This is a genomic window from Streptomyces daliensis, assembly GCF_054782395.1.
In genome coordinates this window covers 14,690-26,476 of the sequence record NZ_BAAGSO010000012.1, presented here as the reverse complement: position 1 = coordinate 26,476, position 11,787 = coordinate 14,690, and the positions used below count along the sequence as shown (strand labels likewise).

Annotated in this window: 11 protein-coding genes; 4 read left to right on the top strand and 7 right to left on the bottom strand. The window is 69.2% G+C overall.

Annotated elements, in window-relative coordinates; translation table 11 throughout:
- The first annotated feature begins 99 nt into the window (after positions 1 to 99).
- Positions 100 to 1,020 (top strand): SURF1 family protein, encoded by a 921-nt coding sequence (locus ACYVOO_RS03495; RefSeq protein ID WP_461014166.1) that lies wholly within the window; start codon positions 100 to 102, stop codon positions 1,018 to 1,020.
- Here the strand turns inward: ACYVOO_RS03495 and ACYVOO_RS03490 are convergent.
- Positions 938 to 2,782 (bottom strand): S9 family peptidase, encoded by a 1,845-nt coding sequence (locus ACYVOO_RS03490; protein WP_461014165.1) that lies wholly within the window; start codon positions 2,780 to 2,782, stop codon positions 938 to 940. The genes ACYVOO_RS03495 and ACYVOO_RS03490 overlap by 83 nt on opposite strands.
- A gap of 330 nt (positions 2,783 to 3,112) precedes the next feature.
- On the opposite strand from ACYVOO_RS03490, the gene ACYVOO_RS03485 reads away from it, so the two are divergent.
- On the top strand, positions 3,113 to 4,057 hold the full coding sequence (locus ACYVOO_RS03485) for a DUF2382 domain-containing protein (RefSeq protein WP_461014164.1): 945 nt from the start codon (positions 3,113 to 3,115) through the stop codon (positions 4,055 to 4,057).
- 195 nt (positions 4,058 to 4,252) lie between these two features.
- Entirely contained in the window at positions 4,253 to 4,816 is a 564-nt protein-coding gene (locus tag ACYVOO_RS03480) for a DinB family protein (RefSeq protein ID WP_461014163.1), read from the top strand.
- A 168-nt stretch (positions 4,817 to 4,984) separates the two neighbouring features.
- Here the strand turns inward: ACYVOO_RS03480 and ACYVOO_RS03475 are convergent, their stop codons facing one another.
- The 6 genes from ACYVOO_RS03475 to rraA all read right to left on the bottom strand — a co-directional run bounded on the left by ACYVOO_RS03475 (position 4,985) and on the right by rraA (position 10,710).
- Positions 4,985 to 7,060 (bottom strand): serine/threonine-protein kinase, encoded by a 2,076-nt coding sequence (locus ACYVOO_RS03475; protein WP_461014162.1) that lies wholly within the window; start codon positions 7,058 to 7,060, stop codon positions 4,985 to 4,987.
- 126 nt (positions 7,061 to 7,186) lie between these two features.
- A complete protein-coding gene (locus ACYVOO_RS03470; RefSeq protein ID WP_461014161.1) occupies positions 7,187 to 8,020 on the bottom strand; it encodes a hypothetical protein in 834 nt (277 codons plus the stop codon).
- Complete coding sequence (locus tag ACYVOO_RS03465; protein ID WP_461014160.1) at positions 8,017 to 8,856, bottom strand: VWA domain-containing protein; 840 nt, start codon at positions 8,854 to 8,856, stop codon at positions 8,017 to 8,019. The genes ACYVOO_RS03470 and ACYVOO_RS03465 overlap by 4 nt, the downstream gene beginning before the upstream one ends.
- Before the next feature lie 143 nt (positions 8,857 to 8,999).
- Positions 9,000 to 9,398, bottom strand: coding sequence for a hypothetical protein (locus tag ACYVOO_RS03460; protein ID WP_461014159.1), 399 nt, complete (start codon positions 9,396 to 9,398; stop codon positions 9,000 to 9,002).
- 124 nt (positions 9,399 to 9,522) lie between these two features.
- Entirely contained in the window at positions 9,523 to 10,155 is a 633-nt protein-coding gene (locus ACYVOO_RS03455) for a DUF3500 domain-containing protein (protein WP_461014158.1), read from the bottom strand.
- A gap of 72 nt (positions 10,156 to 10,227) precedes the next feature.
- Positions 10,228 to 10,710, bottom strand: a complete 483-nt coding sequence (gene rraA / locus ACYVOO_RS03450) for a ribonuclease E activity regulator RraA (protein ID WP_461014157.1) — start codon at positions 10,708 to 10,710, stop codon at positions 10,228 to 10,230.
- 169 nt (positions 10,711 to 10,879) lie between these two features.
- Here rraA and ACYVOO_RS03445 point away from each other — a divergent pair, with 169 nt between their 5' ends.
- Positions 10,880 to 11,758: a GntR family transcriptional regulator gene (locus ACYVOO_RS03445; protein ID WP_461014156.1), complete on the top strand. Its 879-nt coding sequence runs from the start codon at positions 10,880 to 10,882 to the stop codon at positions 11,756 to 11,758.
- The last annotated feature ends 29 nt before the right edge of the window (positions 11,759 to 11,787 follow it).

Sequence of the window (11,787 nt, the reverse complement as noted above, 5' to 3'; positions counted from 1 at the left end):
ACGGGTGCGGCTGACGCGTCCCGCACGGCGGACGCGCACGAAGGCGCATAGCCGGGGGCGGATCGGGCGGTGCGGAGCCGCACCCGTACCGTGGAGGGCGTGTACCGGTTCCTGCTGACCCCGCGGTGGTGGGGAATCAACCTGTTCGCCGTGCTGGCGATCCCGGTCTGCCTCTTCATGGGCAGCTGGCAGCTCTCGCGCTTCGAGGCGCGCGTGGACACCCACCAGCAGCAGGAGCGGACCGCGGACAAGGCGGAGCACGCCAAGGCCGAGCCCCTGCACGACCTGCTGCCCCTCACCGGGGAGACCGTGGGGCGCACGGCGAAGACCACGGGGCGCTACGACACCGGGCACCCGCTCCTCGTACCGGAGCGCGAACTGGACGGGAAGCGCGGCTTCTACGTCCTCTCCCTGCTGCGTACGGACTCGGGCAAGGCCCTTCCCGTCGTACGGGGCTGGCTGCCGGGCGCCGCCGACCCCGGCCGCGTTCCCGCGCCGCCCAAGGGCGAGGTGACCGTCTCCGGAGTGCTCCAGGTGTCGGAGTCCGCGCGCAGTCCCGACGTCGAGTCGGCCGGCGGCCTCCCCGAGGGCCAGCTCGGCATGATCAGCGCCGCGGCCCTGGTGAACGTCGTGTCCTACGACGTCTACGACGCCTGGATCACCCAGCAGCGCACCGAGGCCCCGCTGAAGCCGGTGCCGCCTGTCCAGCCCGACAACTCGGGGCTCGACATGAAGGCGTTCCAGAACCTCGGCTACACGGGCGAGTGGTTCGTCTTCGCGGGCTTCGTGGTCTTCATGTGGTTCCGGCTCTTCCGCCGGGAGGCCGAGCTGGCCAGGGACGCGGCACTGGGCCTCATCCCCGACCAGCCCGACGAGTCCGGCGAGTCCGGTCAGTCCGGCGAGTCCGGTCAGCCCGACGAATCCGACGGGCCCGGCCCTAGCGAGTCGGCTGAGCCGTCAGCGGAGGGCCGCCGGGGAGATGACGGAGAGCAAAGTCGATCTCCAGCCTCAACTGCTTGATCCGCTCCTCCACGACGAGCGAGCCGTGCCCGGCGTCGTAGCGGTAGACCTCGTGCGGGTGACCTCGGTCCTCCAGCCGCGTCACGTAGTTGTCCACCTGACGGATCGGGCAGCGGGGGTCGTTGACCCCGGCCGAGATGTAGACGGGCGCCCGTACCGCATCGACGTACGTGAGCGGCGAGGACGCCTCGAACCGCTCGGGGACCTCGTCCGGCGTCCCGCCCAGGAGGGTGCGGTCCATGGACTTCAGCGCCTCCATCTCGTCCCAGTACGCGGTGACGTAGTCAGCGACCGGGACGGCCGCGAGGCCCAGCGCCCACGCCTTGGGCTGGGTACCGAGGCCCAGCAGGGTGAGGTATCCGCCCCATGAGCCGCCCGCGAGGACCATCCGCTCCGGGTCGGCGAGGCCCGAGGAGACGGCCCACTCGCGTACGGCCTCGATGTCCTCCAGCTCGATGAGCCCGATCCGGTGCTTGAGCGCGTCGGTCCAGGCGCGGCCGTAGCCGGTGGAGCCTCGGTAGTTGACCCGTACGACCGCGAAGCCGTGGTCGATCCACGCGGCGGGCTGGGCGGCGAAGGCGTCGCTGTCGTGCCAGGTGGGGCCGCCGTGCACCTCGAAGACCGTCGGGAACGGACCCTCGCCCTCCGGACGCTGCACCAGCGCGTGCACGGTCCCGCCAGGACCCTCGACCCAGGTGTCCTCGACGGGGACCGAGTCCGGGGCCTTCATCCCGGGCGGGTCCAGCACGACGGCGCCCGTCGTGCTCCGCACACGCGGCGCCTCGGCCGCCGACGACCACAGGTACTCGACGGAGCCGTCAGGGCGCGCGCCCGCGCTGGAGACGGAGCCGGCCGGGGTCTCGACGCGGGTCAGCCCGCCCGTGGCCAGCTCGTAGCGCCACAGCTCGCTGCGCGCCTGGAAGCTGTGGACGACGAGCAGCGCGCTCCCGTCCGGGTACCACTCGGCGGAGACGTCACCGGGGAGGTCGATGGCGAGGTCCGTGGTGTCACCGCTCGCGGTGTCCCAGATCATCGGCTCCCAGCGCCCGCGCCGCTGGTGTCCCACCAGCAGCCTGGCGTCGCCGTCGACGGGCGCGAAGCCCAGCACCGTCAGGCCCAGCTCGCGCCGCCCGCCCTCGCTGTCGTCCAGCTCGGCGACGGGCGTGCCGTCGGTGCGCACGACGCGCAGCGCGGAGTGCATGGCGTCGCCGTGCTCCGTGTGCTCGATCGCGATCAGCGAACTGTCGTGCGACAGGTCGCCGACCCCGGCCGACTCGCGGTGCCGGTAGATCTCCACGGGCTCGCCGCCCGCGGCGGGTACGACGTGCAGCGTCGTGCCGTCGTCGTCCGTTGAGCGGCCGACGACCGCTGTGCCGTCGCGGCCGATGGCCAGTCCGGCGGGGTAGGAGGGTTCGAGGCCCGGTACCGCGGGCTCGTCGGGGCCGCCGCCGAAGGGCTGGCGCATCCACACGCCGAACTCGTCGCCGTCCGTGTCGGAGAACCACCAGATGGTGCGGCCGTCGGGCGTCAGCGTCCCGTCGGTGGTGCCGTTCGGCCGGTCCGTGACCTGCCGCTGCTCGCCGGTCGCGCGGTCCCAGGCGTACAGCTCGTGCGTCCCCGTCACGTTCGAGACGAACAGCGACCGCTCCGGTGCGTCCTCCGCCCAGTCGGGCAGTGAGACGCGGGGTGCCCGGAAGCGCTTCTCCCAGTCCGGCATGGGATCCGTTGGGCCCGTGGAATCCGTGTTCGCGATCGAAGTCATGGCCCCATTCTGCGCTGGCGCCCGGGGGCGCCGAGGGGGAAGGGGTGCTATGGCACCGGGACGGGGCGGGGGCGGAGCGGGGACGGGGCGAGGGCGGTGGCGGTACCGGCGGTGGCGTCACCCGTATGGAGTAAGAGGGGTTTGGGGGACGGGATGCCACTGAGATGGCCCCTGCCGCCGCATGAGGCCGTTCGGGGGACCCGGGGCCCGCTGTGACGGGGCACGACGGGGGTGGCGCGGGTTGCCGCGGCCATGCGCGTCATGCGTGATGGTGGAGGCGCGTTCCCCGCCGAGGAACTGCCCCGCGGCGCGCCGCGACAAGGAGTCCGCATGGAACCCAACGGCCGGACGGACGGCTTCACCAATTCCGAGGAACTGAGCGGCCTCACCGTATACGACCCCGACGGCGACAAGATCGGCTCGGTGGAGCACGTATACGTCGACGACCGCACAGGGCGCCCTGACTGGGTGACCTGCAAGACGGGTCTCTTCGGCAGCAAGGAGACCTTCGTACCGCTCGCCGGGGCTCGGCGCCAGGGCTCCGACCTGCACATCCCGTACTCCAAGGAGATGGTCAAGGGCGCCCCGAACATGGACGCCGACCAGCATCTGGACCGCAGCGAGGAAGAGCAGCTCTACCGGCACTACGGGCTGGACCGCCGCACCGGCATGGGCACGTCCGACGAGCGCGGGATGGACGCGGGTACGGGTACGGGTACGGGTGCCGGGGCTGGTGCCGGGGCCGGTGGCATGGCGGCCACGGGCGCCGGCGCGGGTGCGGGTACGGGCCGGGGCACCGGCGGCTCAGCGTCGGACATGCGCGAGCCCGCGATGGCCCGTTCCACGGACAAGGGCGACGAGTGGAGCGACAAGGAGAGCATGATCCGCTCCGAGGAACAGATGCACGTCGGCACCGAGGAGCACGAGGTCGGCCACGCCCGCCTCCACAAGTACGTGGTCACCGAGCATGTGACGAAGGAGGTGCCCGTCAGCCACGAGGAGGTCCGCGTCGTCCGCGAGCCGATCAACGAGGCCGACCGGCCCAGGTCCGCCAGCATCGAGGAGTCCGAGATAGAGGTGACGCTCCACGCGGAGGAGCCGACGGTGCGCAAGGACACCGTCGCGGTGGAGAGGGTCCGCCTCGACACCGAGAAGGTCACCGAGCAGCAGGAGGTCTCGGCCGACATCCGCAAGGAGCAGGTCGAGTACGACACCAAGGACGACGACGCCTCCGGAGGCGGGGGCAGGGGCGGCCGGCACGGCCGTGGGCGGTGACGTCCGGCGTCGGGAGACGCCGGGGGTCGCGGGGGGCGTGGGGGAGGGGCATCCGCACATCGCGGATGCCCCTCCCTTTTTGTTCTGTGGTCGCCCTTCTCCGCGGGCATTGAGGACCGAATCTGACCGCAAGGGTTCATAACGTGGGGTTCATCGGGAGGCGCACTCCGGCGCCTCGGGATGAGAGGCGGCGACATGCCCGTAGTGGTGAAGAACGAGGCCCCCGGCGACGAGCGCGGCGCGCTGCTGCTGTACCTGGAGGCGCAGCGGGGCGGCATCCGGCGCTCGGTGTACGGGCTCACCGAGGAGCAGGCCCGCAGCGTCCCCTCGGCGAGCGCGCTCTCGCTCGCCGGGATCCTCAAGCACGTGGTGCACGGGGAGCGCGGCTGGCTCCGTACGCTCAAGGGCGAGACGTCCGACTTCGCCGAGGCCAGCAAGGAGTGGGAGCACAGCTTCGCGCCCGCCGAGGACGAGACCGTCGAGTCCCTGCTCGCCCTCTATGACCAGGTGGCCCGCGAGACCGAGGAAGCGGTGCTGGCCCTGCCCTCCCTGAACGTCACGTTCGAGGCGCTCAAGATGCCCTGGGACGAGGGCGGCCCGCGCTCCTGGCGCTGGGCCCTGCTCCACCTCATCGAGGAGGTGGCCCGCCACGCGGGGCACGCGGACGTGATCCGCGAATCCATCGACGGCAAGGGCGCGTTCGACCTCGTCTTCGCGACGGGCGCGATGCCCGAGCCGGACTGGGCCGCGTTCCGGTAAGGGGTGGGGCCCGGGGCGGGGTGGGAACGCGGGCTGGGGGACCGACGCCGTGTGCCGTACGGGAGCGGAGCCATGGGGCAGAGTGCACGGGGATGATGTACGACCTGCAGCCCCGAGCGTCGGCTCGGGCTTTGTCCGCCTTCCCGCGTCTCGTACACCCTCCGGATGTCACGACTGTGGAGACGAAGCTGACCGCCCGATCATGAGGAAGCGTAGATACGGGAAAAGGGCCAGCTGACGGCGTTCCCTGAGGGCCGCGGCGAGGGCGGCATCGAGGGCAGGGATCTCAGCGGTCGCCTGCCGGAGCTGTAGGGTCCGGCGGGCGAATGCCTCACGCTGGGCGAGCGCCGTGGTGCGTGCCTGTTCAGCCTCTCGGAGCAGCTGTTCGCGGACCTGCCGAAGGTCCGCCTCGGCACGCCTTCTCGCGGCCTCCGCCTGGGTACCGAGATCACGGATACGGCTCTGCAGGTCGGTCTGACGACAGTGGAACTCCGCTTGTGCCGCTTGCCGATCACCAGCGGGGAGAATTGTGGGGCAACGCGCTCGTGCGGTGGCGATCTGTTGCTCTCGCCACTGCCGCAGGGCTTCGGCCTTGGCCGGGCCGATCCCCTTGATGTCGGCCCGGCCTCCGTAGGCCAGATCGATATAGGCGGTGACGCTGTTGTAGCTCCCACCCGTCTTGACCAGTGTGATGCCGCGGAAGTCCGCAGCTGTCAGAACACCATGGACCGCCAAGGCGTCCCTCAACGCGGGCCCAATACCAGGGATCTTGGCCTTCGCTATGAGCGCATGTTGCAGCTGTCCGTCGACATAGCTTTGTTGGTGGCGTTTCAGACGTTTCGCTAGATCGGCCGCGAGTTCGTCGTCAAGGCGTGTCAGCTGGGCACGAAGCTCCCTCTCCCGCTTCTGTTTATCGCTTTCGATCTTTGCCAGCTTTTGCTGGTGAGCGCGGGTGGTGTCCCGCCCCGCACGGTCAGCTTTCGACGCCCGTTTGCGCTCGGACGCTTCGAAGGCATCGCGTTCCCGGTCGAGACGCTCGGCTGCGGCTTCCGGATGCTCTGCCTCCCACTTCCGTCGCTTCAGACCACGCATCTGCTGGGTCAGCTCCCGGTATTCCGGTCGAGAGCGTCGCGCGCTGCTGAAGAGGACCGCTCCTGCTGCTGCCGGTATACCGGCAGCGATGATGTCGAGGGACAGAACGCCGAGGAGAACCAGTACGGGAACGACGACGGAGAGGAGCAATACCGGGAGGACCAGCAGATCGCGGATCCGGCGACGATGGTGGAATCCGGGGCCGAGGGGGCGCAAGGGCGCTTCGGAGGCGGGAGCGGTCGACGGGATGTGATCGCGCAGCCAATCGGGCAGACCTGTGCCTGGCGGCGTTGCCGCGGATGCGGCGCTCTTCTGCTGTGTGCCTGTGGCAGTGCCGACTTCACGATTCAAGAGGTGAGGTATGGCGTTCATCGGCGCAGCGACGAGGTCCGCGATCCGCCGGGCCGACTCGGCGATATCAGGGTTCGGATGGCTGAGGAGCCGTACGAAGCGGGGAGATGTGGAAGGGGCCTTGTAGTCGTCCTCGGATAAGAGCAGATACTCACCGGAGGGCTCGTGAAGGTCGGCCCAGAGGCGGGGATCCGCTGCCACAGCTGTGAGTGCGGCATGGATGACCCAGGTGGAGAAGCGGTCCATGTCCGGGCCGAAGTCCCCAGCTCCGCGCAAAGGGGACTGATAGTTGCGGTGTCCGTCTTCCGTGGCTCGCCGTCCGTCCAGTGCGGGGACGTACATGCCGTCGTAGTCCACGAGTCGGAAGCTGAGGTCAGGCGCGACGAGGAGGTTGCCGTGCTGGAGATCTCCGTGGGCGATTCCGTGCGTGTGCAGATCGCCTACCAGCGCTTCGAAGCGCTCGGCGAGCTGCCCTACCCGCGTGCTGTCACGGTGATGATGGTTAAGCCAGGAGGCCAGGTTTTGACCCTGGACCCACTCCATCTTGAGGATGGGGTAGCGCTCGCCGCCCACCAGTATCTCGTCGGCCAGGTAGTCGAACCCCATGTTCCACGGCTGAGACAGGTGAGAGGCTGGGAGACCTGACAGATGCTTGCTGATCACTCTGTAGCGATCGTCCTGGTCGGGAACATACCGAGTGAAGCACTTCACGGCGTGGCGGACCGTGCCGTCGGCAGTGGTCAGAGAGAAGACACTGGCGAAATTGCCGGAAATCGCCTTGGGGAGGCCCAGGCTGGTCAACGTTGGCTCGGCGCCTCGCAGCTCCGGGTGCTGGAAGCACAAGGCGGTGTTCTGTAGGGCCGACGAGTATTCAGAACCGGTGGGGAACTTCCGGAAGCCACCGGATGGGGGAATGGGCACTGAGTGTCACCGTCCCTGAGCCTCAATGTGGACCAGCGCGATGTCATCGTTGTGCAAGGCGCCGCTGTCCCTCTGCTCCTGCACCCATGCCTCGAACTGCTCGCCCTGCCCCGGGTTGCGCGCGTATTCGGTGAGCACGTGGACCGCTTCCCCTGGCTGAGGCTGGGCGAGGAACCAGGCGGCCAACGCGTCGGTTGTCAGCAGCACGATGTCGCCGCTGACGCAAGTTCCGTCGAGGAAGCGGGTACGGCTCACGAGAAGCTCGGTGTCGCGGTTACTGCTCCCGAAGAGCTCCGGTTGGTTCCCGAACGCTTCCGCAGTAGCCACGGGATGGGCTGTGAGAAGACGCCCGTCGCGGATATGGAACAGACAGGAGTCACCCAGCGCCGCCGCCTGCCACGACCACTGGACGCGTTCTGGATCCGGGTCCGGAGTAAAGGCGGCAGCCAGCAGTGTCGCGTGGGCGCCGGCGTTCAGTTTCGCCTCCTCGTACCACCGAAGCGGCTGTCCCCGAGCTGAGCGTTGGCCGACGTATTCCTTCAGCCAGTTGGCCCACTGGTCGACGACGTCGGCGGCGAAGAATTGGAACTGTGCCGTCGAGGCGAACAGACCGTCCAGCCGGATGGCCGAGCGGGCCGCGTGATCTGCCAGCGTCCGCGCCCATTCACCGGACAGCAGGCTCTCCGTCGCGCCGTCGCAGACCGCCGCGGTGACAACCCCTTCGAGCAGAGCGTGGTACGGCTCGTGCGGCAGGACACTGAGCGCGTCCTCGCACTCGCTTCGGGCGACCCCTGCCTTGGGCACCACGAACCGAGTGGCGTACAGGCCTTTGCGGCTCACCGCAGCTCGGTGGCACGGGTGCCGATATCGAGGAACTGGACGACCGAGGTGATATCGGCGTTGTAGACAAACCCTCGGGTGTTCTCGCTGACCGTGTGTCCTTGTGACGCCGCGTAGGAACGCATGTGGCTCGGCAGTGGACTGGACATGGCGAAGAGCTGGCGTGCATAAGCGTCCGGCAGCCCCGCCTCGGAATTGGGGAAAACCGTCGGCTCGCCCCCGGAGTCGGAAACGTGCAGGTTGAAGAGGAGGACAGCGCCGTCAGCGGTGGCGTGGGAGGAGACCTCGCCAGCACCTTCGGTGGGGTCACCGTCGTTGGCTTCGCCATCCGTGAGGTTGAGCACGATGGGAGGGAAACAGCCCGGGTAGCGCTGTACCCAGTCCCGCACGAGCTGTGCCGCATAGCGCAGAGCGCGGTTCATGGGGGTGCCGCCGTGGGCCACCGGATCCATCCAGACGGGAAACTTCACCGAGGTCTCCACGAGCCCTCCAGCGCCATCCGGCACCTTCTTCACCCGCTCCTCCATGCGGGCGGGGAAGTCCGCCACCTGACTGAGCGGTACCAGATCGCGTCCAGCGAGATCGCCCGCGAAGGCCGAGCCGACCGTGGAGCCGTACCCGACCACGGCCACGTGGAAGTAGTCCCGCACTCCCTCTTCTTTGGCGCACTTCACGGACAGCTCGGTCAGCAGCCGGTTGATCGCGTCGGCGACGACATCGGCCTTGCGCTGAGCCGAGCTTCCGTCACCGATCGGGTCGCTCATCGAGGTGGACTGGTCGACGAGGAAGACGAGCGCGGTGGGATTCGCGCGGCTGATCTCGGCCGTGTAGGACATGACAGAGCTCCGATGGCTACGTGACGTGACGACGGGCGGCGGTAACGAGTAGCGGTCGACCGGCTGCGGAAGACGGTCGGACGCCTCAGCTGAGGAATGTTCGGGACGAGCGGAGAAGGGGCCTCCCACCGAGAAGTCAGAACTCACGATCCCCCCTTTCCTGTCAGGGCCAGCGTCGAGGTGATTACTGTGGAGACCATCGTGACGATAGCGCCGAGGCTGGCGAGGCCCGTCACAGGGTTGGCGAAAAGCTGTGCTGCGCAACGGCGAAGGCGCGGGTGCACAAAGAAGGTACGCATACGCTGCCACTTGTGTTGTTGCAGGTGACATCCGCGGAGCAGGCCTCTGGCGTTGTTGCGGCAGGTCCTGCTTGCGGCACGGATAGGGGCGCCGCATGGGTTGGGTGCCTGGAAGAGGAACCACAGCAGACTGAGCGCGGAGAGCGCCGCCACCCCACTGAACCCGAAGTCAGAGGTCAACCAGCCGGTTATTGCCAGAACGAATGCGATCAGGCCCCAGTAGGGCAGGATCCTCTTCAACATGAGCGTGGACGGTATAGCCGCCAAATTTCGCGCGCAAGAGAGCGGTTGAAGCATTGCGCGCGGTAACTGTGCGCCCCTGTATCCCACACTCGGCGTGTGGCTCGTGTTTGATGCCTCCCGGGGGTCAGTGGTCGTTGTCCAGGTGGAGTTTGAGCAGGTCCACGCCGTAGTCGTTGCCGTTCGGGGTGCGGATGATGGTGTGGATGTGCTGCCGCGTCGAGTCCCCGCCCGGGCCTGCCATGCCGCCCGGCCCGCCGCCGCCCTTGTTCCCCTTCTCGACCTGGTAGGTGGCCGAGGTCGGTTCGGAGCCCATGAACGTGAAGAAGTAGAAGAAGTAGTGGCCCTCGGTCAGGGTCTCCTTGTTCCCGCCGCTGTAGTCGCCCAGGAACGCGTTGAGCTTCATGATGTTGCGCGTCAGGGTCAGACCGTCGGCGGAGAGCGCGGAACCGAGCAGCGCGTAGCCGAGCTTGCGCTGCCCGGCGGTGAGGTCGCCCATCCGGACGCCCTCGCGCTCGTAGCCGTCGACGTTGCTCCAGGCCAGCCACTCGTCGTCCTGGACGTCGAACGTGCAGGACCGGCGCTCCTCCGCCGACAGCCCGTCGACGCGGAGGAGTCGGCCGAGCAGCCGGTCATGGTGGCCACGACGGCTGCCCCGCCGGTGAGCAGCGCCGTGTTCATGAACCAGCGGCGGCTGCGCTCGACGGCGGGAGTGCGGGGAGTGTGTCCGTTCATGACGCGCAGCCTCGTGCACGGACATAGGCGGAGGCTGTGAGGGAGCTGTTCGCGACCGAAGAGCCGGGCCCTGGCCCGGCGCGGGTCAGGCCGTCGGTCAGGGCGTCGGGAGGAGGACCACTCCGTCGCCGTCCGCGTGCAGGATGTCGCCGGGGCCGAAGGTCACGCCCCCGAACGAGACCGGTACGTCCACGGCGCCCTCGCCCGCCTTCCCGCTCTTGCGCGGGCTGGTGCCGAGCGCCTGGACGCCGAGTTCCATGGCGGCGAGCGCGTCGGTGTCGCGGACGGCGCCGCGCACGATCAGGCCCGCCCAGCCGTTGTCGCGGGCGCGGGCGGCCATGAGGTCGCCCATCAGCGCGGTGCGCAGGGACGCCGCCCCGTCGACGACCACGACGTGGCCCTCGCCGGGGGCGCGCAGCAGCTCGTGCAGCAGGGCGTTGTCCTCGCGGCAGGAGACGGTGCGCACGGGGCCCGCGAAGGAGCGCACGCCTCCGTACGAGACGAACTGTGTGTCGCAGACGCGGAGGCGGTCGCCGTACTCGTCGGCGAGATCGGCGGTGGGGACGGGCTTCGTGCGCATCGGAACCTTTCGGTGCGGCCGGGGTGACGTTCGGCGTGGGGGCGCCGGGGAGTCGAGGGGCGCCACTGCGAGACTTTGCACTAAAGCTGCGACGGATACAATCCTCCGACCCGGACGGGCCTCCTAAGATGGGGCTCCCGACGCCCCCCGACCGAAGAGCGCAGGCTGAATGTCGCGGCCGAACCTGACCACCTCCATCGCCACCCGCCTGGTGGACCTGCTGCGCCACAGCGGTCTTGAGGAGGGCGCGCACGTCACCGAGCAGTGGGCGGCGGACGAGCTGGACGTCTCGCGCACCCCGGCACGCAAGGCCATGCTCTTCCTCACCGAGGTCGGCATCCTCACGCGCGTGCCCAACCGGGGCTTCTTCCTCGCGCGCGGCGCGGCGACGCTGGCGCGGACCGATCTGAGCGAGGGCGCGGACGTCGAGCAGGACGCGTACTTCCGGATCGCCGACGACTACGTGGGCGGCCGGTTCACGGGCCCGTTCACCTCGGCCGACGTCAGCCGCGGCTACGGCCTGACGCCACGTCAGGCCGACCGGGTGCTGGCGCGCATGGAGTCCGAGGACCTGGTGCGCCGCAAGACCGGCGGGCGGGGCTGGGAGTTCCAGCAGGTGCTCTCGACCGTCGGCGCGCACGACCAGAGCTACCGCTACCGCATGATCATCGAGCCGAACGCGCTGCTGGAGCCCGGCTTCGCCGTCGATCCTGACGCGGCGGCGCAGCACCGCAAGCAGCAGGAGGCGCTGCTGAGCGGCGACATCCTGCTGCTGCCGCGGGCCGAGCTGTTCCACGTCAACGCCTCGTTCCACGAGATGCTCGTGGGCTTCTCCGGGAACCAGTTCCTCCTCGACGCCGTACGCCGCCAGAACCGGCTGCGCCGTCTCATCGAGTACCGGCACCAGGTCGACCGCTCCCGGCTCGCGGGCCAGGCGCGCGAGCATCTGCGGATGCTGGACATGGTGGAGGACGGGCGGCTCGAAGAGGCTGCCGCGTTCCTGCGCCGGCACCTGGACAAGGTCAGGGTGCTCAAGACGGGCCGCTGACGGATCGCTGACGGCTTCACGGGGACGCG

Excerpts from the sequence above, each read along its gene's own strand:
- ACYVOO_RS03490 (WP_461014165.1), bottom strand. The coding sequence starts at position 2,782 with ATGACTTCGATCGCGAACACGGATTCCACGGGCCCAACGGATCCCATG.
- ACYVOO_RS03485 (WP_461014164.1), top strand. The coding sequence starts at position 3,113 with ATGGAACCCAACGGCCGGACGGACGGCTTCACCAATTCCGAGGAACTG.
- ACYVOO_RS03480 (WP_461014163.1), top strand. The coding sequence starts at position 4,253 with ATGCCCGTAGTGGTGAAGAACGAGGCCCCCGGCGACGAGCGCGGCGCG.
- ACYVOO_RS03465 (WP_461014160.1), bottom strand. The coding sequence starts at position 8,856 with ATGTCCTACACGGCCGAGATCAGCCGCGCGAATCCCACCGCGCTCGTC.
- ACYVOO_RS03460 (WP_461014159.1), bottom strand. The coding sequence starts at position 9,398 with ATGTTGAAGAGGATCCTGCCCTACTGGGGCCTGATCGCATTCGTTCTG.
- ACYVOO_RS03455 (WP_461014158.1), bottom strand. The coding sequence starts at position 10,155 with ATGTCCGTGCACGAGGCTGCGCGTCATGAACGGACACACTCCCCGCAC.
- rraA (WP_461014157.1), bottom strand. The coding sequence starts at position 10,710 with ATGCGCACGAAGCCCGTCCCCACCGCCGATCTCGCCGACGAGTACGGC.
- ACYVOO_RS03445 (WP_461014156.1), top strand. The coding sequence starts at position 10,880 with ATGTCGCGGCCGAACCTGACCACCTCCATCGCCACCCGCCTGGTGGAC.